General features: G+C 69.1%; 20 protein-coding genes. 12 read left to right on the top strand and 8 right to left on the bottom strand.

Translation table 11 applies throughout. From position 1 onward, the window contains the following. Nucleotides 1-225 precede the first annotated feature (225 nt). A complete protein-coding gene (locus B0293_RS05800; RefSeq protein ID WP_005161961.1) occupies nt 226-1077 on the top strand; it encodes a DegV family protein in 852 nt (283 codons plus the stop codon). On the opposite strand, the gene B0293_RS05795 is transcribed toward B0293_RS05800, so the two are convergent. Further along, the gene (locus tag B0293_RS05795; RefSeq protein WP_005161958.1) at nt 1058-1480 is read right to left on the bottom strand and encodes a hypothetical protein; all 423 of its coding nucleotides are present in this window, start codon (nt 1478-1480) and stop codon (nt 1058-1060) included. The genes B0293_RS05800 and B0293_RS05795 overlap by 20 nt on opposite strands. Nucleotides 1481-1550: 70 nt before the next feature. Here B0293_RS05795 and B0293_RS05790 point away from each other — a divergent pair, with 70 nt between their 5' ends. From B0293_RS05790 to B0293_RS05770, 5 genes are all read left to right on the top strand, one after another. Then, entirely contained in the window at nt 1551-2324 is a 774-nt protein-coding gene (locus tag B0293_RS05790) for a class I SAM-dependent methyltransferase (protein ID WP_005161955.1), read from the top strand. Further along, a complete protein-coding gene (locus B0293_RS05785) occupies nt 2321-3832 on the top strand; it encodes a 1,4-alpha-glucan branching protein domain-containing protein (RefSeq protein WP_005161952.1) in 1512 nt (503 codons plus the stop codon). The genes B0293_RS05790 and B0293_RS05785 overlap by 4 nt, the downstream gene beginning before the upstream one ends. A gap of 13 nt (nt 3833-3845) precedes the next feature. Then, nucleotides 3846-4334 carry a glutathione peroxidase gene (locus B0293_RS05780; protein WP_005161949.1) on the top strand — a complete coding sequence of 163 codons (489 nt, stop codon included), beginning with the start codon at nt 3846-3848 and terminating at the stop codon, nt 4332-4334. A gap of 313 nt (nt 4335-4647) precedes the next feature. Next, a complete protein-coding gene (locus tag B0293_RS05775) occupies nt 4648-5712 on the top strand; it encodes a chymotrypsin family serine protease (protein WP_005167928.1) in 1065 nt (354 codons plus the stop codon). After that, the gene (locus tag B0293_RS05770) at nt 5712-5945 is read left to right on the top strand and encodes a hypothetical protein (RefSeq protein WP_005167927.1); all 234 of its coding nucleotides are present in this window, start codon (nt 5712-5714) and stop codon (nt 5943-5945) included. The genes B0293_RS05775 and B0293_RS05770 overlap by 1 nt, the downstream gene beginning before the upstream one ends. Here B0293_RS05770 and B0293_RS05765 read toward each other — a convergent pair. Continuing rightward, a complete protein-coding gene (locus B0293_RS05765; protein WP_039919946.1) occupies nt 5933-7699 on the bottom strand; it encodes a glycoside hydrolase family 2 protein in 1767 nt (588 codons plus the stop codon). The two genes, B0293_RS05770 and B0293_RS05765, sit on opposite strands and share 13 nt — an antisense overlap. 108 nt (nt 7700-7807) lie before the next feature. On the opposite strand from B0293_RS05765, the gene B0293_RS05760 reads away from it, so the two are divergent. Then, nucleotides 7808-9061, top strand: a complete 1254-nt coding sequence (locus tag B0293_RS05760) for a glycosyltransferase family 4 protein (protein WP_005167923.1) — start codon at nt 7808-7810, stop codon at nt 9059-9061. A 679-nt stretch (nt 9062-9740) separates the two neighbouring features. Here B0293_RS05760 and B0293_RS44665 read toward each other — a convergent pair. The 3 genes from B0293_RS44665 to aceA all read right to left on the bottom strand — a co-directional run bounded on the left by B0293_RS44665 (nt 9741) and on the right by aceA (nt 13233). Then, nucleotides 9741-9872: a hypothetical protein gene (locus tag B0293_RS44665; protein ID WP_005167921.1), complete on the bottom strand. Its 132-nt coding sequence runs from the start codon at nt 9870-9872 to the stop codon at nt 9741-9743. 369 nt (nt 9873-10241) lie between these two features. Continuing rightward, on the bottom strand, nt 10242-11846 hold the full coding sequence (aceB, locus tag B0293_RS05755) for a malate synthase A (RefSeq protein ID WP_005167918.1): 1605 nt from the start codon (nt 11844-11846) through the stop codon (nt 10242-10244). A 100-nt stretch (nt 11847-11946) separates the two neighbouring features. Continuing rightward, nucleotides 11947-13233, bottom strand: a complete 1287-nt coding sequence (gene aceA, locus B0293_RS05750) for an isocitrate lyase (RefSeq protein WP_005167915.1) — start codon at nt 13231-13233, stop codon at nt 11947-11949. A gap of 229 nt (nt 13234-13462) precedes the next feature. Here aceA and B0293_RS05745 point away from each other — a divergent pair, with 229 nt between their 5' ends. Next, nucleotides 13463-14890: a short-chain fatty acyl-CoA regulator family protein gene (locus tag B0293_RS05745; RefSeq protein ID WP_005167913.1), complete on the top strand. Its 1428-nt coding sequence runs from the start codon at nt 13463-13465 to the stop codon at nt 14888-14890. Between the two features lie 75 nt (nt 14891-14965). After that, nucleotides 14966-15790 (top strand): NAD(P)H-binding protein, encoded by an 825-nt coding sequence (locus tag B0293_RS05740; protein ID WP_005167911.1) that lies wholly within the window; start codon nt 14966-14968, stop codon nt 15788-15790. A gap of 86 nt (nt 15791-15876) precedes the next feature. Here B0293_RS05740 and ilvA read toward each other — a convergent pair whose 3' ends face one another. Beyond that, entirely contained in the window at nt 15877-17133 is a 1257-nt protein-coding gene (gene ilvA, locus B0293_RS05735) for a threonine ammonia-lyase IlvA (RefSeq protein ID WP_039919943.1), read from the bottom strand. Nucleotides 17134-17228: 95 nt separating this feature from the next. On the opposite strand from ilvA, the gene B0293_RS05730 reads away from it, so the two are divergent. Further along, nucleotides 17229-17795 carry an NADAR family protein gene (locus B0293_RS05730; RefSeq protein WP_209437375.1) on the top strand — a complete coding sequence of 189 codons (567 nt, stop codon included), beginning with the start codon at nt 17229-17231 and terminating at the stop codon, nt 17793-17795. Nucleotides 17796-17972: 177 nt separating this feature from the next. Here the strand turns inward: B0293_RS05730 and B0293_RS05725 are convergent, their stop codons facing one another. Continuing rightward, nucleotides 17973-18731 carry an acyltransferase gene (locus tag B0293_RS05725; protein ID WP_005167908.1) on the bottom strand — a complete coding sequence of 253 codons (759 nt, stop codon included), beginning with the start codon at nt 18729-18731 and terminating at the stop codon, nt 17973-17975. A 53-nt stretch (nt 18732-18784) separates the two neighbouring features. On the opposite strand from B0293_RS05725, the gene B0293_RS05720 reads away from it, so the two are divergent. Both B0293_RS05720 and B0293_RS05715 read left to right on the top strand, forming a co-directional pair. Beyond that, on the top strand, nt 18785-19744 hold the full coding sequence (locus B0293_RS05720; RefSeq protein WP_005167907.1) for a nucleoside hydrolase: 960 nt from the start codon (nt 18785-18787) through the stop codon (nt 19742-19744). Beyond that, a complete protein-coding gene (locus tag B0293_RS05715) occupies nt 19744-20871 on the top strand; it encodes a C40 family peptidase (RefSeq protein ID WP_005167906.1) in 1128 nt (375 codons plus the stop codon). Before B0293_RS05720 ends, B0293_RS05715 begins: the two co-directional genes overlap by 1 nt. Here B0293_RS05715 and B0293_RS05710 read toward each other — a convergent pair. After that, nucleotides 20841-21710 (bottom strand): alpha/beta fold hydrolase, encoded by an 870-nt coding sequence (locus tag B0293_RS05710; protein ID WP_077241255.1) that lies wholly within the window; start codon nt 21708-21710, stop codon nt 20841-20843. The two genes, B0293_RS05715 and B0293_RS05710, sit on opposite strands and share 31 nt — an antisense overlap. Between the last annotated feature and the right edge of the window lie 90 nt (nt 21711-21800).

Here is a 21800-nt window from a genome sequence, read left to right as displayed (position 1 = left end):
CGTTAGTGGCCGGCGTCGGCCACGGGGCAACAGCTCTACTGGCCGGTAGATTAGGGCCATTTCGGCGCCGCGGCCCGCCGAGGTGACCTCATTCACCTGGATGCACGTTTTAGTGGGACCATCGTCCAGCTATTTCACCCGGAAGTGAGTGTAACCGGGCGACTAACCCGAACGGCCGTACTCGGGGGTACTCCCGGTAGAGGTGAAGGGTTAACCTGCCGCACCATGCGTTCCATGCCCGGCCCTGTCGCCGTGATCACGGACTCCACCGCCTGTCTTCCCGCCCCGGTCGCCGAACGCTGGGGAATCGGCGTCGTGCAGGTCCAATTGCAGGTCGGAGAGCAGTTCGACGAGGAGAACCGCTACGACCGCGAAGAGATCATCGACCATCTGCGTGCCGGGACACCGGTGAAGACGGCGCCGCCCGAGGTCGCCGCGTTCTTCTGGGCGTTCCAGGACGCCGCGAGCCGGGGCGCCTCCGCGGTCGTCAGCGTCCACATCTCGGGACGCATGTCGGAGACGGTGAACGCCGCCCGCGAAGCCGCCCAGCAGGTGAACATCCCCGTCCACGTGCTCGACAGCGGGACCACCGGGATGAGCCTCGGTTTCGCGGCGACGTCGGCGGCCAAGGTCGCCGCCGCCGGCGGGCAGGCCACGCGCGTCATCGACGCCGCCGAACGCCGGTTCCGCGGCAGCCGCGAGATCCTCTACGTCGACACGCTGGAGTTCCTGCGCCGCGGCGGCCGGATCGGCGCAGCGCAGGCCTTCCTTGGTTCCGCGTTCTCGATCAAACCCCTGCTGACGCTGAAGAACGGCGAGGTCGCGCCGCTGACCCGGGTGCCGGGCCAGCGCCGGGCGCTCAACAAACTCGTCGACCTCGCGGTGGACTGCGCGGGCGACCAGGACGTCGAGATCGCGATCACCCGGTTCGGGCCGGACGAGCGCGATCTCGAAATCGGCGGGCGGCTGCGGGCGCGGCTGCCCAAAATGGTCGACAGCACCCTGGTCGACGCCAGCATGATCCTCGGCGCCCACCTCGGACCGGGCGCCATCGGCATCACGGTGTCGCCGGTGTAGGGCGCTTGCCCGGGATCAGCGCCAGTACCAGCGGAAGCACCGCGCCCAGCGCTGTCATCCCGACGATCAGCACCTGGTCCACCGGCTCGAAATGCGAGACGTGGCCGAGGTGGTAGAGGAAGTGCGGCAGCCCGAAGAGGAAGGTCGCGAGCGCCGCTAGCCTGGCCACGGCCGTCGTCCCGATCACGGCGGCGCCGATCAGGATCGCGGCGAGCGCCAGGTTGAGGCCGCCGAAGTCGGCGATCAGGTGTTCGTTGAAGGGGCCGTCCATCGCGACCCAACCGGTACGGAACCCGGGGAAGTCCCGGTAGAAGCCGTCCGGGCTGAGCAGCGGCCACAGGCCGACCGGCAGTTCGACGAGACCGAAGACGACGAGCAGTACGCGGGTGATTGTCCGTTGCATGTCTTCTGGACCGGACAGCGCCGCGAAACGTGACACGCGGGCCCAAGTGACCGGCCGGTAGGGTCGCGGCGTGACCACCCCAGCCACCAGGGCCGAAGCGCTGCACCTCACCGGTGAACGCACCGTGCCGGGCATCGCCGAGGAGAACTATTGGTTCCGCCGCCATGAAGCGGCGTATCAACAGCTCCTGCCGCTGTGCGAGGGCAAGACCGTCCTGGAGGCGGGCTGCGGTGAGGGCTACGGCGCCGGGCTCATCGCCACCGTCGCCGAGCGGGTGCTCGCGCTCGACTACGACGTCCCCACCACCGAGCACGTCGCCCGCCGCTACGCGAGCGTCGGCGTGGCCAGGGCGAACCTGGTGTTCCTGCCGCTGCGCGACGCCTCGGTCGACGTCGTCGCCAACTTCCAGGTGATCGAACACCTCTGGGACCAGGGCGCCTTCCTCGCCGAATGCCGGCGCGTGCTCACCCCCGGCGGACGGCTGATCGTCACCACGCCCAACCGGCTGACCTTCACCCCGGACAGTGACACCCCGCTCAACCCGTTCCACACCAGGGAACTCGCACCGTCCGAATTGGACGAGTTGTTGTGCGCGGCCGGCTTCGTGGTGGAGACCCTGCACGGCCTCCACCACGGCGAGGGCGTCGCGAAGCTCGACGCCAAGTACGGCGGCTCGATCATCGACGCCCAGCTCGACGTCGTCATGGGGCAACTGCCCGGCCAGGCGACCTGGCCCGCGAAGCTGCTCGCCGACGTCGAAGGCATCCAGGCCGCGGATTTCACCGTCCACGGTGAAGACCTCGACGCCAGCCTCGACCTGGTCGCCGTGGCGGTGCGCCCATGAGCGAGCACGAGGGCACGTTCTGCCTCGTCGTGCACAGCCACCTGCCGTGGCTGCCGCACCACGGATCCTGGCCGGTCGGCGAGGAATGGCTCTACCAGGCTTGGGCGCATTCCTACCTGCCGATGGTCGACCTCCTCCGCCGCTTCGCCGACGAGGGCCGCGAAGACGTCCTCACCCTCGGCATGACGCCGATCCTCGCCGCCCAGCTCGACGACCCGTACTGCATCGACGCCTTTCACGACTGGCTCGGCCACTGGCAGCTGCGCGCCTGGCACGCGTCCACCCTCTGGCAGGGCGACCCGCTGCTGCGCGACCTCGCCGCGAGCGAGTACCGGACGGCGATCAAAGCGTCGGAGGAGCTCGAAAACCGCTGGCGACACGGTTTCTCACCGATTCTCCGGTCCTTTGTGGACAACGGGACGATCGAACTGCTCGGCGGCCCGCTGGCGCATCCGTTCCAGCCGCTGCTCGACCCGGCGGTCCGCGACTTCATGCTGCGCGGCGGCCTCGCCGACACCGCGTTGCGGATCGGGCGGCGCCCCGAAGGCATTTGGGCACCTGAATGCGGTTACGCGCCCGGTATGGAAGCCGGGTACGCGGCCGCGGGCGTCCAGCGGTTCATGGTCGACGGGCCGTCGCTGCACGGCGACACGTCGGCGGCGCGGACGGTCGGCGATTCCGACGTCGTCTGCTTCGGCCGGGACCTCGAAGTCACGTACCGCGTCTGGTCGCCGAAGGCCGGATACCCCGGCCACGCCGCCTATCGCGACTTCCACACCTGGGCGCACGAGGTCGGCCTCAAGCCGTCGCGGGTGACCGGCAAGACCATCGAGCCGCCGGACAAGGCGCCGTACGACCCGGCGATGGCGGCGGCCACGCTCGGCGGCCATGTCCAGGACTTCGTCGACACCGTCGTCTCCCGCCTCCGCTCGCTCAAGGCCGAGCACGGCCGCGAATCGCTCGTCGTCGCCGCGTACGACACGGAACTGTTCGGGCACTGGTGGCACGAGGGACCCGCCTGGCTCGAAGGCGTCCTGCGCGCGCTGCCCGAGGCGGGCGTCCGCGTCACCACGCTCAAGGGCGCGCTCGAAGCCGGGCACCTCGGCGGGCGGGTCGACCTCCCGGCGTCGTCGTGGGGTTCGGGCAAGGACTGGCGGGTCTGGGACGGCGAGCAGGTCGCCGACATGGTGCGGGACAACACCGCGTTGCAGCACCGGATGCTCGACCTCGTCACCGGAATGGACACCACGACCCGTGACGCCGTCCGCGATCAGGCCGTCGCCGAGGCGATGCTGGCGCTTTCGAGCGACTGGGCGTTCATGGTCACCAAGGATTCCGCCGCCGACTACGCGCGGCGGCGGGCGAAGGCGCACACCGACCGGTTCGACACGCTCGCCGGGCTGCTCCGCGACGGCGCGCACGAGCGGGCCCGGGAGACGGCGGCCGCGTTCCGGCGCGACGACGGGCCGTTCGGGCACGTCGACGCGCGTGACCTCCTGAGGAAATGACGAAAGGGGAACCATGGGGATCCACGACATCCCGCTGAAGACGCTGTCGGGCGAGGACACCACGCTCGGCGCGCTCGAAGGCAAGGCGCTGCTGGTGGTGAACGTGGCGTCGAAGTGCGGACTGACGCCGCAGTACACCGGACTGGAGAAGTTGCAGGAACGCTACGCGGACAAGGGTTTCTCCGTCGTCGGGTTCCCGTGCAACCAGTTCGCGGGTCAGGAACCGGGCACCGCCGAGGAGATCCAGACCTTCTGCTCGACGACGTACGGGGTTTCGTTCCCGCTCTTCGAAAAGCTGGACGTCAACGGGGAAACGCGGCACCCGCTCTACGCCGAGCTCACCAAGGCGGCCGACGCGGAAGGCGCCGCGGGCGACGTGCAGTGGAACTTCGAGAAGTTCCTCGTCGCCCCGTCCGGTGAAGTGGTGGGCCGATTCCGCCCGCGCACCGAACCCGAGGACGAGACGATCACCAAGGCCATCGACGCCACGATCGGCGGCTGACACACGATTCCGCGCAGGACGGGCGGGTTTCCGGAGTTATCTCCGGAAACCCGCCCGTTTCCTTTTCCGGTGAACCGGTGACCAAAGTCCCTTAATTCCGGTAACGCTCGCGCGATGGCCGGTTTGTCGTTCACAAAACGTTGCCACACAAGGGAATCCCTGCCATCGTCGGGTGAATCGGTGTACCCGATTGCACTATGGCGCGACCCCGCGCCCGGGGGAAGACTTTCGTCGGGGCTCTCCACAAACCACTGGGAAAAGATCGTCCGAGCCCGCACTTCGTCAACGCCGACAACAAGAAAAGTGTGGCGATATGATCGAAAAGAACATGCTACCCAAGGAATTCCTCTCACTCGCGACCGTACAGGCGTCCGAAGAGAACGCTCTCCTCGACAAACAGAACGTCGTGGGGGTCGCGCTCGGCACGAAGTGGTCGGGAGGAACGGACACCGGGGAAAAGGCGATCACGGTCCTGGTCGACACGAAACTGCCGAGCGAACTGCTCCGCGACGACGACCTGATCCCCTCGGAACTGTCCGGTGTGCCCACCGATGTCCAAGAGGTCGGCGTGCTGCAAGCGGGCCGGACCCTTTCGGCACCGAAGACCAACGGCTCCTCCCCGTCGCTCGACGAGGCACCCGCGTCGGCACCGGCGGGCCGGGCCGAAGCACCCCGTGAAGCCGTCGATCCGTTGGCGCTGGCCAGGCGTTTCCGCCCGGCGTTCGGCGGGCTGAGTGTCGGCCACTTCCAGATCACCGCCGGCACGTACGGCACCGCCGTCTACGACGCCGCTTCCCTGCCCGGCATACCGCCGAGGTTCTACATCCTGAGCAACAACCACGTGCTGGCCAACACCAACGCCGCGGCCATCGGCGACCCGATCCTGCAGCCGGGCCCGTTCGACGGCGGAGTCGTCCCCAGCGACGTCATCGCCAGGCTCAGCCGGTACGTGCCGATCAAGTTCATCACCCCCGGACAGCCGGCCCCGCTGAACTTCGTCGACGCGGCCGTCGCCGAAGGCCAGTTCCACGACCTCGACCGGCGGATCTTCTGGGTCGGCAATCTCCGGGGCGTCAATCCGGCGCCGACCGTCGGCCTGGCGGTGCAGAAGACCGGCCGGACGACCAGCTGGACGACCGGGCGGATCACGAACATCAACGCCACCGTCGACGTCAACTACGGCGGCGGCCGGGTGGCCCGGTTCGCGAACCAGCTGCTCACCACCAACATGTCGGCCGGTGGCGACTCGGGCAGCATCGTGGCGGAGCTGGACAACGACTTCGCCGTCGGCCTGCTGTTCGCCGGTTCGCCCGCGGTCACCGTGGTCAACCGGATCACGCTGGTCGAGGCCGCGCTCGGGATCAGGGTGTACCCGTAGTGTCCGATTCCGACGCCGCAGGCACTGTCGACGCCGCGCTCGTGACCGCGTCGCGGTGGCTCGACGACGTCCCCGGAGTGGTCGGGGTCGGACAGGGCGAGGCCGAGGGAGCACCCACCATCGACGTATGGATGGTCCCCGGTCACGACCCCGGGCAGCTGCCTTCTCAGCTGCTCGGGGTACCCGTCAGGGTCCGTGACTCCGGCGGTCCGATCGAGCCTCAGCCGGGCTGACCCGCCTCGATGACCGAGCGGTTGCGAACGGCGACGGCGGAAAGATCCACCTTGACCACCCTCCGGTCGTAGGTGAGCAGGCCGTTGACCTCGTTCTCGACGTCGGTGGTCTGGGTGTAGATCGCGCCGGAAAGGCCGGTTCCGGCGACGATCCGTTCGAGGTGTTCGCCGACCTCCGCATAGCGCTTGGTCAGCTGTGCCGAGGTCGGCGTCATCTCGTAGGCCTGCGGTTTCCCCGGCCAGCGGTGCTCGTCGAGGACCAGGCCGAGGCCGCCGTACTCGCCGTCGACGATCACCCGATGGCCGGTCACCGCGGGTTTCCCCGGCCCGACGTAGGTGTGGTCGTCGTAGACGTCGCCCGCGCCGGCGTCCGGCCGGGAAAAGCAGCAGTTCACCCCGCTGTTCGCGACGACGAGCCTGGTCGGGTCGAGGTCCTTCACCAGCTTCGCGATCCGCGCGGTGTCGAATTCGCCCCAGCCCTCGTTGAACGGCACCCAGCCGACGATCGAGGTCACCCCGCGCAGCTGCTCGACCATCTCGATCAGTTCGGCTTCGAACCGCGCCTTCGCCTCGGGCACCGGGTCGGGCGCGGGCCCGGGCGGGCCGTCGAAGGAGACGGTGAGCGACGGCATGTCCTGCCAGACGAGCAGGCCCAGCTTGTCCGCCCAGTGGTACCAGCGCTCCGGCTCGACCTTGACGTGTTTGCGGACGAAGTTGAAGCCGAGTTCCTTCGTCTTCTCCAGATCGAACCGCAGCGCCTCGTCGGTGGGGGCGGTGTGGATCCCGTCCGGCCAGTAGCCCTGGTCGAGCGGGCCGTGGAGGAAGGTGATGCGGCCGTTGAGCGCGATCCTCGGCCTGCCCTCGGCGTCCGCGACCGTCCCGATCGTGCGGAGCCCGGTGTAGGACTCGACGACATCGAGCACGGTGCCGCTCTCGTCGAGCAAACGGACTTCGAGGTCGTAGAGATACGGGTCGTCCGGCGTCCACAGACGCGGCGAAGGCACCTCCGCGCGCAACGGCCGCCCCGCGTCCCCAGCGACACGTGCCACTTCCCCGCCGCCGGGCTCGCTGACGATCGCTTCCACCCGGGCACCGCCTGTGACCTTCGGCACAACCGTCACCCCGGTGAGGTCCGGCGTCAGCCCGAGATCCGTGACGTGCGCGGGCGGCACCGGCTCCAGCCAGACGGTCTGCCAGATGCCCGACGCGGCGGTGTAGAAGATCCCTTCCGGGGCGTTCCGCTGCTTGCCGACGGGGTGCGTCGAGGCGTCGGTCCGGTCGATCGCGCGGACGGTCAGTTCCTGCGATCCCGACGGCCGCAGCACATCGGTGATGTCCGCGCTGAAGGCCGTGTACCCGCCTTCGTGGACGGCGACCTCCTGGTTGTTGACCCAGACCGTCGCGGACTGGTCGACGGCGCCGAACCGGAGCATCACCCGCTGTCCGTCCCAGTCGGACGGGACCTGGAAAACCTTGCGGTACCAGAGGGTTTCGTCGTGCCGTCCGATCCCGGAAAGCGCCGACTCCGGCGGGAACGGCACCAGGATCCGCTCGCCGTACCCGTTCCGGCCGGGCGATCCGTCGCCCGCGTACTCCCAGACGCCGTTGAGGTTCAGCCAGCGTTCGCGGACCAGCCGCGGGCGCGGGTACTCCGGTAGCGCGTCGCCGGGTCCGACCTGCGCGGACCACGGGGTCGACAGGATCGGTTCGACGGGCTTGAAGGCCGGTTCGGCCGCGTTCACCGAGGACGTCATCGACCCGATGGTGGCAAAGATCGCCGCCTCTGTCGCGCTCGCCCGGATGCGTCGCCCCGGGTGATCGCCCGGTCCCGGTGACGACCGACTCACGAGTAACCTCCACCCATGCGCGTGCTGATGTTGTCGTGGGAGTACCCACCCGTGGTCGTCGGCGGACTGGCACGGCACGTCCACGCCCTGGCCCGGCACCTCGCCCGGCAGGGGCACGACGTGGTCGTCCTGTGCCGTCACACGGCCGGCACCGACGCCGAGACCCATCCGAGGACCGATCGCGTGGTCGAGGGCGTGCGGATCATCCGGGTCGCCGAGGATCCGCTGCACGTCACCTTCGAACGGGACCTCGTCGCGTGGACGCTGGCCATGGGGCACGCGATGATCCGCGCCGCGACCGACCTGCTGCGCGGCTGGCAGCCGGACGTCGTGCACGCGCACGACTGGCTGGTCACCCATCCCGCGATCGCGATCGCGGAGGCCGCGCGGGTACCGCTGGTCGGCACGATCCACGCCACCGAGGCCGGACGGCACTCCGGCTGGCTCTCGCATCCGCTGAACCAGCAGGTCCACTCGGTGGAATGGTGGCTCGCGAACCGCTCGGACGCGCTGATCACCTGTTCGCAGGCCATGCGCCGCGAGGTGGCGCACCTGTTCGAGGTCGACGGCGACGCGGTCACCGTGATCCACAACGGTATCGAGGAGCGCACCTGGCAGGTGCCCGCGGAAGAGGTCGCGCACGCGCGCGAGGTCTACAGCCCGTCGGGTGCGCCGCTGCTGCTCTACTTCGGACGGCTGGAATGGGAGAAGGGCGTCCAGGACCTGCTCGCCGCGCTCCCCCGGATCCGCCGCGCCAAACCCGGGACCCGGCTGGTCGTCGCCGGCAAGGGCAGGCATCTGGAGGAACTGGTCGACCAGGCGCGCAAGCTGCGTGTCCGCCGCGCCGTGGACTTCGTCGGGCACCTGTCCGACCGGGAACTGCGCGCCATCCTGGCCGCCGCCGACGCCGTCGTGCTGCCCAGCCGCTACGAGCCGTTCGGGATCGTCGCGCTGGAGGCGGCCGCCGCGAAGGCGCCCCTCGTGGCGTCCACCGCGGGCGGGCTCGGCGAGGTCGTCGTCGACGGCGAGACCGGCCTGGCGTTCAGCCCCGGCGACGTCGACGCGCTCGGGGACGCCGTCGAGGCGGTGCTGGACGACGAGGTCGCCGCCGCGCGGCGGGCACTGACCGCGCAGTCGCGCCTGGCCGCGGACTTCGACTGGGGCCGGATCGCGGAGGCGACCGTCGCGGTCTACCGGCGGGCCCGGATCGGGGAACCGGTGGAACTGGGGCGCCCGAAGATCGCCACGGGCAACGCGTTCGAGCCGTAAACCGCGTTCAGAGGACTAAACGCGCTGGGCGCTCGCCCGCCTGCTGTACATGAAGGCCCCCTTGCTTGCGGCTAGCGCAAGGAAGGGGGCCTTCATGTACTTGGACAGGGTGCGAAGGTCGAGTTTCCTCGGCTGAGCCGAGGGAAGGGGGCCTTCACGCGCCACCGCTGTGACTGCTGGTGCACCTGGAGCGTGCGGGGCGATCACCGCAGTCCGTTAAGGCCTCCTTGAGGGACCAGTATTTGCTTACCCACTGGTGTGGCTGGCGGTCGAGTGTGGAGCTCGTGCTGGATGGCGGTGTGGTCGACGGGGGAAGATTCCGGCCGTCCAACGTCCGGAATCTTCCCCCGTCAGGTTGTCTGCCACAGGGCACGACAGGCACAACCTTGATCAACGGAGGATTGGGGACGGTGAGTGTCCCGGATCTTCCGTTGATCAAGACCTGCGACCGGATGTACCCGCGCAACCACCACCCTCGCGCAGGTCAGGCATCGGTAAGCAAATACCGGTCCTCCTTTACTACCTTCAGGGTAGGAAAGGGGCCCTTCACGGACTTGGGCAAGCTGAACGCGCTGGGGCGGAGGGGGAACCCGGTACGTCGGGGGAACCGGATCCCCCCTCCACGAATGTCGCGGGTCGCGAGGGGCGCGACCCCCGGGACTTCTCTAGGTGACGAAGATCAGAAATGGCAGGGGCGGACGCAGTCCGGCTGGGCCGCGACGGTCGCCGATGCGGACACGGCCGGTGCGGCGAGGACGACGGCGAGGATTGCGAAGGCTGCGGCCAAGACGCTTCTCAACTGCTTCTTCATGACGGCTCCTCGGGGAAACAGGCGGAATTCCCACCCGGCGCCGAGCATCCGCGCGCCCCGCCGTCGAAACAACGGGGGTTTCACTAGGTACCGCTACCTATTCGCGATCCGTGATCGGTTCGTCCCTTTCCGCTGGTCCGCGGCGGCTCGCACCAAGTCCGTGAAGGCCTCCTTGAGGGACCCAGGGTCCCTCAAGGAGGCCTTCACGGACCACAGGACGCACGCCCGACAGCGCTACCGGAAGAGCGCGCGCGTGAAGCGGGTCCGGCGGCGGGGAGCCTCCGCCGCCGGACCCGTTGGGCCACACCGTCCCAAACCGGTGTGGAACCCGGCCGCCCCGCGTCAGGTAGGGGCGGCCGGAGCCTCGAGTCAGTGCGTGGTCAGGTACCGCGCGTACGCGCCGGTGGTGAGGAAGCTCGGCAGCTTCTCGCCCAGCGCGGTCTCGGTGAAGATCTCGTAGGCGTCGCCGAGACGGTTGCCCTCGCCCAGTTCGGAGCGCACCGACGCCAGCTCTTCGTCCAAATAGGACACGGTGAGTTCGCGGGTGAGCGCGGTGCCGTCTTCGAGCTTCGTGCCGTTGCGGATCCACTGCCAGATCTGGCAGCGGGCGATCTCGGCGGTGGCGGCGTCCTCCATCAGGTTGTGGATGGCCGCCGCGCCGGTGCCGCGCAGCCAGGCGTCGATGTAGCGCAGCGCGACGTTGATGTTGGCGCGGACACCGGCTTCGGTGACCTCGCCACCGGCGCTGGCGACGTCGAGCAGGTCCTCGGCGGTGACGACGACGTCCTCCCGGAGCTTGCCGAGCTGGTTCGGCCAGCCGCCGAGCGCCTCGTCGAACACCTCGCGGCAGACCGGGACGAGGCCGGGGTGCGCGACCCACGAGCCGTCGAAACCGTCGTTCGCCTCGCGTTCCTTGTCCTGACGCACCTTCTGCAGCGCGGTCGCGTTGATCTCCGGGTCCTTGCTCGGGATGAACGCGGCCATGCCGCCGATGGCGTGCGCCCCGCGCTTGTGGCAGGTGCGCACCAGCAGTTCGGTGTAGGCCCGCATGAACGGGACGGTCATCGTCACCTGCGCGCGGTCCGGGAGCACGAAGTCGGCGCCGTGCGAGGAGAAGTTCTTGATGACGCTGAAGATGTAGTCCCAGCGGCCGGCGTTCAGCCCGGCGATGTGCTCGCGCAGTTCGTAGAGGATCTCCTCCATCTCGAACGCGGCGGTGATCGTCTCGATCAGCACGGTCGCCCGGACGGTGCCGCGCGGGATGCCGAGTTCCCGTTGCGCCAGCAGGAAGACGTCGTTCCACAGCCGCGCTTCGAGGTGGTTCTCGAGCTTCGGCAGGTAGAAGTACGGGCCGCTGCCGCGGGCCAGCAGCTGGCGCGCGTTGTGGAAGAAGTAGAGGCCGAAGTCGACCAGGCTCGCCGAAACCGGGCGGCCGTCGATGCGGATGTGCTTCTCCACCAGGTGCCAGCCGCGGGGGCGGGCGACGATCGTCGCGGGCTCGTCGCCGATCGTGTAGCGCTTGCCCGCCTCGGTGGTGAAGTCGATGTTGCGGCGGATCGCGTCGAACAGGTTGAGCTGGCCGTCGATGACGTTGTGCCAGGTCGGCGAGGTCGCGTCCTCGAAGTCGGCGAGCCAGACCTTCGCGCCGGAGTTGAGCGCGTTGACCGTCATCTTGCGGTCGGTCGGGCCGGTGATCTCGACGCGGCGGTCTTCGAGACCGGGCGCGGCCGGGGCGACCGACCAGCTGCTGTCGTCGCGGACGGCGCGCGTCTCGGGCAGGAAGCCCAGCGGCTTCTCACCGGACTGCAGCTCTTCGCGGCGCACGCGGCGGGCGTCGAGCAGCTCGCGGCGGCGGCCGGCGAACGCGTTGTCGAGCTTGGCCACGAAGTCCAGTGCGGCCGGGGTGAGGATCTCGTCGAACCGGTCACCGGCAGGTCCGCAGACGTCGATCCGGTAGTTCAGCTTCTCAACCATGGTGTGCCTCCGCTGGGCTTCGCGAAAGAGATAGAAGGAAAAGGGAGGCGGCGGTCTTCCGGGGTCGAAAGACCGCCACCTGTCACCTACTTGCGGTGGATCAGAACTGCTCGGCCTCGGTGGAACCCTTGAGCGCGGTGGTCGAGCTCTCCGGGTTCAGCGCGGTCGCGACGTTGTCGAACCAGCCGGTGCCGACCTCGCGCTGGTGCTTCGTGGCGGTGTAACCGCGGTCCTCCGAAGCGAACTCGCGCTCCTGCAGGTCGACGTAAGCGGTCATGCCTTCGCGGGCGTAACCGTGCGCCAGGTCGAACATCGAGTAGTTCAGGGCGTGGAAGCCGGCCAGGGTGATGAACTGGAACTTGTAGCCCATGTGGCCGAGTTCGCGCTGGAACTTCGCGATCGTCGCGTCGTCCAGGTGCTTCTTCCAGTTGAACGACGGCGAGCAGTTGTAGGCCAGCATCTGGTCCGGGTACTTCGCCTTGATCGCCTCGGCGAACTGGCGGGCGACCTCGAGGTCCGGCTTGGAGGTCTCCATCCACAGCAGGTCGGCGTACTCGGCGTAGGCCAGACCGCGGTCGATGCAGGGGTCGATGCCGTTGGTGACGTTGTAGAAGCCCTCGGCGGTGCGCTCGCCGGTGACGTACTTGCGGTCACGCTCGTCGACGTCGCTGGTGATCAGCGTGGCGGCCTGCGCGTCGGTGCGGGCGACGATCAGCGACGGCACGTTGAGCACGTCCGCGGCGAGGCGGGCGGCGTTCAGCGTGCGCTCGTGCTGCTTGGTCGGGATCAGCACCTTTCCGCCGAGGTGACCACACTTCTTCTCGGAAGCGAGCTGGTCCTCCCAGTGCACACCCGCGGCGCCGGCGGCGATCATGCCCTTCATCAGCTCGAAGGCGTTGAGGGGGCCACCGAAACCGGCCTCGGCGTCGGCGACGATCGGGGCGTACCAGTCGATGTCGGTGTTGCCCTCGGCCCAGTTGATCTGGTCGGCGCGGCCCAGCGCGTTGTTGATGCGGCGGACGACGGCGGGCACCGAGTTGGCCGGGTAGAGGCTCTGGTCCGGGTAGGTCTGGCCGGAGAGGTTCGCGTCGGCGGCGACCTGCCAGCCGGACAGGTAGATGGCCTTGAGGCCGGCGCGGACCTGCTGCACGGCCTGGTTACCGGTCAGGGCGCCCAGCGAGTGGACGTAGTCCTCGTTGTGCAGGAGGTCCCACAGCTTCTCCGCACCGCGGCGGGCGAGCGTGTGCTCTTCGACCACACTGCCGCGCAGCTTGACCACGTCAGCCGCGGAGTACGAACGCTTCACGCCCGCCCAGCGGGGGTCGGTCTCCCACTGCTTGGCCAGTTCGGCGGCCGCCTGCTCCAGCTGCTGCGCGTGCTGAGTCATCGGATTCTCCCGGGTGTTGCGAAGTTTGCGAGTGATCGCCTTTCCTGATCCGACCCTGACATGACAGGGGAAATCCGATCCAGGGCTCCAATTTGCCAATTTCTGCGAAGCTTCCGTAGCATCCTGCAAAGGTTGCGAATCTCGCGTTCGCAAGCCGAGCGAAAATCCACGTGCTTGACCGTTCACTGAATCGTTCAGGCCCGGAAACCTTGCGGACAGAGAGGCCTCAGTGGACAAAACCTTCGCCGGAGCGAAGCTGCGGCATCTGCGCGAAAGCCGGTCGATGAGCCAGGCGGATCTCGCCCGTGTGCTGGAGATCTCACCCAGTTACCTCAATCAGATCGAGCACAACTCGCGTCCGCTGACCGTCCCGGTGCTCCTTCGCATCACGCAGGCGTTCGGAGTGGACACCGAGTTCTTCGCGAACAACGACACCGCCCGGCTCGTCGCGGACGTGAAGGAGGCGCTGCTCGACGAGGTACTCGGCGTCGACGTCACCAACAGCGAGCTCAACGACCTCGCCACGAACCTCCCGACGATCGCCCAGGCCCTGGTCAAACTGCATCGCAGCTACCGCAACGCCGTCGAGAACACGGCCGCGCTGACCATGGAGAACGGCCTCGGCCTGCACGGCAGCGCCGCCACCGCGCTGCCGCACGAAGAGGTCCGCGACTTCTTCTACGAGCGGGAGAACTACGTCGCCGAGCTGGACGAACGCGCCGAACGGATGGCGCACGACATCCCGCTGCACCGCGGCCAGGTGCTCGCGTCGCTGAAAGAGACGCTCATCCAGCGCTACGGCGTCGACGTCACGAACGAGGGCATCGACGAGGCCAACGGCCAGCAGCACCGGTACGAACCGGGACCACGCGTGCTGCGGCTGGCGCCGAGCCTGCGGGTCGGGCAGCAGGCGTTCCGGATGGCCTCGCAGATCGCCCTGCTCGAATACGACGACCTGATCACCGAACTCGCCGACTCCTGGGCGTTCTCCGGGCCCGCCGCGCGATCACTGGCCCGCGTCGGGCTCGCGAACTACTTCGCCGGCGCGCTGATCCTCCCCTACGGACCGTTCCTGGCGAGCGCGGAACGCTTCCGCTACGACATCGAGCGGCTGTGCGACCACTTCGGCGTCGGCTTCGAGACGGTCTGCCACCGGCTCTCGACGTTGCAGCGGCCGAAGAACCGCGGGGTGCCGTTCTCGTTCGTGCGCGTCGACCGCGCCGGGAACATGTCGAAACGCCAGTCCGCGGCCGGTTTCCACTTCTCCCGCGTCGGCGGCGCGTGTCCACTGTGGAACATCTACGAGGCGTTCACCCAGCCGGGCAAGATCCTCACCCAGATCGCGACCCTCCCCGACGGCAAGAGCTACTTCTGGATCGCGCGGACGGTGTCGCGCAACATCGGCGGCTACGGCAGCCCCGGCAAGACCTTCACCGTCGGCCTCGGCTGCGAACTGCGGCACGCGAAACGGCTGATCTATTCGACCGGGCTCGACCTCGACGACCGCGCCGCGGCCACCCCGATCGGCATGGGCTGCAAAGTCTGCGAACGGCCCGCCTGTTCGCAGCGCGCGTTCCCCACGATCGGCAAGCAGCTGACCGTGGACGAGAACACGAGCACCTTCGTCCCGTACCCGGCGGTGCCGAAGGCGCCTTGAGCCGTCTTGATCTCCCTGGCAGGGTTGCCGACGACGGTCGTCTGTGACGGCGACCACCGCACTGGGGAGAACTTCATGATCTTGGTGACCGGGGCAGGCGGGAACGTCGGCTCGGAACTGACCGGCATCCTGACCCGCGACGGACATTCCGTCAGAGCGCTGGTCCGCACACCGCGGCCGCTGCCCGACGGCGTCGAAGGGGTGATGGGCGATCTCAACGAACCGACGAGCCTGAAGACCGCGTTGGAGGGCGTCCGGGCGGTCTTCCTGCTCGGCGGCTACGCCGACATGCCCGGCGCGCTCGAAGTGATGCGTGGCGCGGGCGTCGAGCAGGTGACGCTGCTGTCGTCGCGTTCGGTCGTGGGCGGGCGGCCCGACAACGCCGTCGCGGGGATGCACATGGCGGCAGAGGCGGCGGTGCGCGCGTCGGACCTGGCTTGGACCTTCCTGCGGCCGAGCGGGTTCATGTCCAACACGCTGCAATGGGTGCCGCAGCTTCAGGCGGGGGACGTCGTCCGCGAGCCGTTCGCGAACGTGCCGGTGGCGACGATCGATCCGTACGACATCGCCGCCGTCGCCGCGGAGTCCTTGACCACGCCGGGGCACGAGGGCCGGGCGTACGCCATCACCGGTCCGGGTTCGCTCCGGCCAGCCGACCGTCTCCGCGTGCTGAGCGAACTGCTGGGCCGGGAACTGCGGCTGGAGCCGCTGCCGGACGCCGAAGCCCGGGTGACGATGAGCGCGGAGATGCCGGAGAAGTACGTCGACGCGTTCTTCCGCTTCTTCGCCGAGGGCGAGTTCGACGACTCCGTGGTCACGGGTGCCGTCCAGGACCTCACCGGACGGGAACCACGCCCGTTCGCGACCTGGGCCCGGACCCACCTCGCCGCTTTCCGCTAGCCCGCGTTCCGTCCTCTGGATGCGGTCGTTGCACGCGCAAGTACCGCATCCAGAGGACTAAATGCGGGGCGTTAGACCAGGCAGCGTCACACGAGGAAGTGGAAGAGCGGGCTGCCCGGTTCCACCCGCTCCACCTGCAACGGGCTCACCTCCAGCCGGTGCAGCAGTCCTTCGAGGTCACCGGGCCGCGCGAGTTCGACGCCGATCAGCGCCGGACCGGTCTCGCGGCTGTTGCGCTTCACGTACTCGAACCGCGTGATGTCGTCGTCCGGCCCGAGGACCTCGTCGAGGAACCGCCGCAACGCGCCGGGTTCCTGCGGGAACCCCACCAGGAAGTAGTGCTTCAGTCCTTCGTGGATCAGCGACCGTTCGAGCACTTCGCCGTAGCGGCTGACGTCGTTGTTGCCGCCGGAGACGACGCACACCACGATCTGCCCGGGGTCGATCTTCACCGTCGCGCCCAGCGCGGCGGTCGCGAGCGCGCCGGCGGGTTCGGCGATCACGCCGTCGGACTGGTACATCGCGAGCATCTCCGTGCAGATCGCGCCCTCGGCGACGTCGGTGAGCTCGACGCCGCCGTCACGGACCAGCGGATACGTCACCGATCCGGCCAGCGCGACCGCCGCGCCGTCCACGAACGTGTCTACGGCTTCGAGCCGCACCGGCTCGCCCGCCGCCAGCGCGGCCGCCATGCAGGTCGCGCCCGCCGGTTCGACGCCGACGATCCGCATCTCCGGCGCGCGTTCCGCGGCCCACGCGGCGATCCCCGCGAGCAGGCCGCCACCACCGACCGGCACCACCATGACGTCCGGGACGAACCCGAGCTGCGCGACGACCTCCATCGCGACCGTGCCCTGACCGGCGACCGTCTCCGGCGCGTCGAACGCGGGGACCAGCGTCGCGCCGGTGCGCTCCGCGTCCTGCTTCGCGGCGGTGAAGGCGTCTTCGTAGGTCTCGCCGACGACGATGACCTCGATGTGCGAGCCGCCCAGTGTCGCGATCCGCTCGCGCTTCTGCCGGGGAGTCGTGCCGGGAACGTAGACGCGGCCGTCCGCGCCGAGACGGCGGCACGCGTACGCGACGCCCTGCGCGTGGTTGCCCGCGCTCGCGCAGACGACGCCGCGCTCCCGGTGCTCCGCGTCGAGCTGGACGATGAAGTTGTAGGCGCCGCGGATCTTGTACGAGCGCACGGTCTGGAGGTCTTCGCGTTTGAGCCAGACCCGGGCGTCGACCCGCGCCGAGAGCCGCTCGTTCGGTTCGAGCGGCGTGCGGGTCACCACCCCGGCCAATCGCTTGGCGGCCTCTTCGACCGTTCGGGCGCTCACCGTTTCGATCCCTTGCACGAATGCTGAATGTACTGACCGCCTCGGACCACGGCGGAGAGTGGTCCAGTGGGTGGTTCACCGGGTTGTCGGTGGTCTGTGGTCCACTGGTCGCCATGGTGAGCAAGGTCGACGGAGTCCGGAGTCTCGATGCGTTGCGCGAGCTGGTCCACAGCGGCGCGGAGCCCGAGTACCAGCTCTTCTACGGCCACACCCCGCTCAAGAGCGGCCGGGTCAACGCGGCCTGCCTGAGCCAGTGGTGGCTCGCGCCGTTCGTCGCGGGCGGCGAGCGGTACCCGACGGCCGAGCACTACATGATGGCGGGCAAGGCCGAACTGTTCGGTGATCACGAGGCCGCGGCGGCCATCCGTCAGGCGGCGGACCCCAAGACCGCCAAGATCCTCGGCCGCGAGGTCACCGGTTTCGACGCCGAGGTGTGGGAGCGGCACCGTTTCGACGTCGTCGTCGATGGCAACCTGGAGAAGTTCCGCCAGCACGCCGAGGAGCGGGAGTTCCTGCTGAGCACGGGCGACAAGGTGATCGTCGAGGCGTCGAAGATGGACCTGGTCTGGGGCAGCGGCGTCGCCCGCGAGGACAAGAACGCCACGCGCCCCGACTACTGGCGCGGGCAGAACCTCCTGGGCTTCGCGCTCATGGAGGTCCGCGAGCAGCTGCGCGGCTAGCCTGCCGGTCAATCACGCGTGTCGTCCATCCAAGCACGCGTGTCGTCCGTCTGATCACGAATGCTGTCCGCCTGATCACGGCCGCCGGTGGTACGAAAACGGACGACGTATGTGCTCAGACGGACGGCTCCTGTGCTTGGACGGACGACACGCGTGATCAGACGGACGACACGCACTTCAGGAATCGACGCCCAGGGTCTTCTGGAGCGCCTTGTTCGCCTTGCGCGCCATGTCCGCGACGGCCTCGCGGCGGGCGGCGTCGGCGGCGTAGTCGTCCTGCCGGTTCCGGACGACGCGGGCGGGCGAACCGACGGCGATCGAGTAGTCCGGGATGTCGCCGCGCACCACGGCGTGCGCGCCGAGGACGCAGCCGCGGCCGACCCGGGTGCCCTTGAGTACGGAGACCTTGGTGCCGATCCAGGTGTCCGGCCCGATCCGCACCGGCGACTTCACGATGCCCTGGTCCTTGATCGGGACGGTGATGTCGGTGGTGACGTGGTCGAAGTCGCAGATGTACACCCAGTCCGCGACGAGCGTGGCCGCGCCGAGCTCGATGTCGAGGTAGCCGTTGAGCACGTTCTGGCGCCCGAACACCGCCTTGTCGCCGATGCGCAGCGAACCCTCGTGGCAGCGGATGGCGTTGCCGTCGCCGATGTGCACCCAGCGGCCGATCTCCAGTCGCCCGTAGCCGGGGCGGCAGTGGATCTCGACGTCCTTGCCGAGGAACACCATCCCCCGCAGGATGATGTGCGGGTTCGCGACGCGGAACTTCAGCAACCGCCAGTACCGGACCAGGTACCAGGGCGTGTACGCACGGTTCCGCAGCACCCAGCGCAGCGAATCCTTGGTCAGGAACTTCGCCTGACGCGGATCACGGCGGGCCTGGCCCCAGGCACGGAGCCGCGTCAGCGCGGGCGCACCCCACATGGACGTCATACCGGTGACCGTAACCTGTGATCAGGCCGCCGACCGCAAAGGGGAGCACGCGCATGGGCACCAAGCTGATCATCGACACCGACCCGGGGGTCGACGACGCCTTCGCGCTGGCACTGGCCACGCAGTCCGAGGACGTAGACCTGCTCGGTGTGACCACGGTGTTCGGCAACGTCCCGCTGAGTCACACCACCGCGAACGCGCGCCGCCTGTTGCAGCTCTTCGGCTGCGAAGACGTTCCCGTCGCTGCCGGCGCCTCGCGTCCGCTGGTCTACGACAACGCCAAACCCGCCGGGTTCGTCCACGGTGAGGACGGCCTGTCCGGCCACGCGGGCACACTGCCGGAGGCGAAGCGCCCGCTCGACGAACGCGGCGCCGTCCGCCTGCTGGTGGATCTGCTGGAGGCCGCCGACGAACCGGTGACCATCGCCCCGATCGGCCCGCTCACGAACATCGCGCTGCTGCTGGCGGCGCATCCGGAGGTCCGCGAGAAGATCGGCCGGATCGTCATCATGGGCGGCGGGGTGACCAAGGGGAACTCCACCACGGCCGCCGAGTTCAACATCTGGAGCGACCCCGAAGCCGCGCGCCGGGTGCTGGTCGACGGGGACATCCCGACGGTGCTGGTGCCGCTGGACATCACGCACCAGTGCTCGGTCGACACCGGCTGGCTCGGCAAGCTCGCCGCGTCCGGCCCGCTCGGCGCGGCACTCGAAGCGCTGACCCCGACCTACGTCGAGCACTACACCCCGATCCTCGGTTTCCCCGGGATGGTCATGCACGACGCGGTGGCGGTGGCCGAAGCGATCCGGCCGGGCATCCTCCACACCGAGTCGTACCCCGTGGACGTCGAGTGCGGCTTCGGCCCAGCGCGCGGCGCGACACTCGTGGACCGGCGAAGGCTGCGAAGCACCGATCCGCAGGCCGTACCGGGCCGCACCATCGACGTCGCGCTGACCACCGATGTCGACGCCTTCCGCGAGTTCGTCCTCGGCTCCCTCACCGGGAGCCGGTGATGGAGCAGCAGACCTCCCGCCGCCGCAGACTTCCGGTGATCATCGCCGCCGTGGTCGTCGCCGGCGCCGCCTTGATCGCCGCCATCACCTTCGCGCCGAAGGACGAGCCGAAGACGGAGGCCGCCGCCGTCCAGTCGTCGACGCCGCCCTCACCGCCGCCTTCGTCGTCCGCCCCCGCGGAGATGCCGAAGGAACAGCCGAAGGTCCCGCAGCAGATGGGGACGGAGTTCGACGCCTGGGTTTCGAAGACCAGCGGCTGGCTCGACATCCCGCTGCGCGCGATGACCGGCTACGCGAAGACCACCGTGACGCTGAGCAAGGAGACGCCGGGCTGCCGGCTGTCCTGGGTGACGCTGGCGGCGCTCGGGAAGATCGCCTCGGACCACGGCCGCGCCACCGGTTCGAGTGTGAACGCCGACGGCGTGATGACCGTCCCGCTCGGCGCCGTCGAGGTCCGCGACTTCTACAACAAGGTCGTCTCGTCCGCGAACGCCAGCGGACCGCTACAGCTGACCCCCGCGGTGTGGAACCAGTTCCAGGCCTCGGCGAGCGGCGCGAAACCGAATCCGCAGAACATCGACGACGCCACGCTGACCGCGGGCCGCGCCCTGTGCGCGGGCGGGCGCGACCTCGGCCAGGGCCAGACCTGGTGGAACGCGGTCAGCACCCTGCAGCCCGCGCCGCTGCTGATGCACCGCACCCTCGCGACGGTGAACGTCTACGGCACCGTCGGCCAGAGCCCGCAGCCGCCGAACGCGGCGGCGCTGAGCGCGGTCAACTTCGCCATCGACAAGATCGGCCTGCCGTACGTCTGGGGCGGGAACGGCACCGGCGGCGGCGACCCCGGTTTCGACTGCTCCGGCCTGACGACGGCCGCGTACGCGAGCGCGGGCGTCCGGCTCATGCGCACCGCCCACACGCAGTACCACAGCGTCAGCAGGGTGACCGATCCCCAGCTGGGCGACCTGATCTTCTACGGCGAGCCGAACACGAAGATCCACCACGTCGGGCTGTACATCGGGAACCAGCAGATGATCGACGCCCCGCAGACCGGGCAGGCGGTGCAGGTGCACACCTACCGGAAGCAGGGCGACGACTACGCCGGAGCGGGCCGCCCGACCGCCTGATCCGGCAGGTCGGCGGCGAGGAAGGGCGCCAGGACGCGGAGCAGTTCCCGGGGCCGGTCCAGCGGAATGATGTGCCCGCAATCCTCGACGAGATGACCGGTGAGGTCGTCGGCGACGGGGCGCAGCTGCTGTTCCAGCGCACGGCCGACCGGGTGCGCGCCGATCGTCATGGTGGGCATGGTGAGCCGGCCACCCGCCACCGCTTCGCTGATCTGACGCGCGCTGGCTGGCTGGGCTCGGTAGTAGGAAAAGGCGCAGCGCAGGGCGTCGTGTCCTGTGTAGGCGCTGACGAAGGCGTCGCGGATCTCCGGCGGTACGCCGCGGCCGTGGGTGCCCGCGGTGAGGAACCAGTCGAGGTACTCCGCTTCGTGTCCGATCAGGACCGATTCGCCCAGACCGGGAACGGAGTGGAACCCGAACCACCACGGCGGGCCGCCGGTGAGGAAGTCCTCGGCGCCGGGCAGGGAACCCAGCAGCGACTCCATCACGACCAGGCGCCGCACCAGGTCCGGCCGCCGCATCGCGAGCAGGAAGGCGACCGGGGTGCCGGCGTCGATGGCGACCACGGCCGCATCGGGTTCCGCGAGGGCGTCGAGGATGCCTTCGGCGTCGGCGGCCAGCGTGCCCGCGTCGTAGCCCTCCGCCGCGCGGGTGCTGGCGCCGAGCCCGCGCAGATCCGGGGCGATGACCCGATGGTGCTCGGCCAGCGGGCCGATGACCTCGGTCCACAGCCGCCAGGTGTGCGGAAAGCCGTGCAGCAGCAGGACCGCCGGCCCGGAGCCGGCGACGGCCACGTTGGCTCGGATGCCGTTGGTGGCGATCCGCCGGAGCGAAGGGATTACGGACACGACGCCTCCAAGCTGGTTACCATTGGTTACTTGGAAACGCTAGGTAACTTCGATCGTGCTGCCAAGACGGCACCTTCCCCC

The organism is Amycolatopsis azurea DSM 43854 (assembly GCF_001995215.1).
Taxonomy (GTDB): Bacteria; Actinomycetota; Actinomycetes; order Mycobacteriales; family Pseudonocardiaceae; genus Amycolatopsis; species Amycolatopsis azurea.
This window is presented reverse-complemented; position numbering and strand designations above follow the sequence as displayed.

Excerpts from the sequence above, each read along its gene's own strand:
- B0293_RS05800 (WP_005161961.1), top strand. The coding sequence starts at position 226 with ATGCGTTCCATGCCCGGCCCTGTCGCCGTGATCACGGACTCCACCGCC.
- B0293_RS05795 (WP_005161958.1), bottom strand. The coding sequence starts at position 1,480 with ATGCAACGGACAATCACCCGCGTACTGCTCGTCGTCTTCGGTCTCGTC.
- B0293_RS05785 (WP_005161952.1), top strand. The coding sequence starts at position 2,321 with ATGAGCGAGCACGAGGGCACGTTCTGCCTCGTCGTGCACAGCCACCTG.
- B0293_RS05780 (WP_005161949.1), top strand. The coding sequence starts at position 3,846 with ATGGGGATCCACGACATCCCGCTGAAGACGCTGTCGGGCGAGGACACC.
- B0293_RS05775 (WP_005167928.1), top strand. The coding sequence starts at position 4,648 with ATGATCGAAAAGAACATGCTACCCAAGGAATTCCTCTCACTCGCGACC.
- B0293_RS05765 (WP_039919946.1), bottom strand. The coding sequence starts at position 7,699 with ATGACGTCCTCGGTGAACGCGGCCGAACCGGCCTTCAAGCCCGTCGAA.
- B0293_RS05760 (WP_005167923.1), top strand. The coding sequence starts at position 7,808 with ATGCGCGTGCTGATGTTGTCGTGGGAGTACCCACCCGTGGTCGTCGGC.
- B0293_RS44665 (WP_005167921.1), bottom strand. The coding sequence starts at position 9,872 with ATGAAGAAGCAGTTGAGAAGCGTCTTGGCCGCAGCCTTCGCAATCCTC.
- aceB (WP_005167918.1), bottom strand. The coding sequence starts at position 11,846 with ATGGTTGAGAAGCTGAACTACCGGATCGACGTCTGCGGACCTGCCGGT.
- aceA (WP_005167915.1), bottom strand. The coding sequence starts at position 13,233 with ATGACTCAGCACGCGCAGCAGCTGGAGCAGGCGGCCGCCGAACTGGCC.
- B0293_RS05740 (WP_005167911.1), top strand. The coding sequence starts at position 14,966 with ATGATCTTGGTGACCGGGGCAGGCGGGAACGTCGGCTCGGAACTGACC.
- B0293_RS05730 (WP_209437375.1), top strand. The coding sequence starts at position 17,229 with ATGGTGAGCAAGGTCGACGGAGTCCGGAGTCTCGATGCGTTGCGCGAG.
- B0293_RS05725 (WP_005167908.1), bottom strand. The coding sequence starts at position 18,731 with ATGACGTCCATGTGGGGTGCGCCCGCGCTGACGCGGCTCCGTGCCTGG.
- B0293_RS05720 (WP_005167907.1), top strand. The coding sequence starts at position 18,785 with ATGGGCACCAAGCTGATCATCGACACCGACCCGGGGGTCGACGACGCC.
- B0293_RS05715 (WP_005167906.1), top strand. The coding sequence starts at position 19,744 with ATGGAGCAGCAGACCTCCCGCCGCCGCAGACTTCCGGTGATCATCGCC.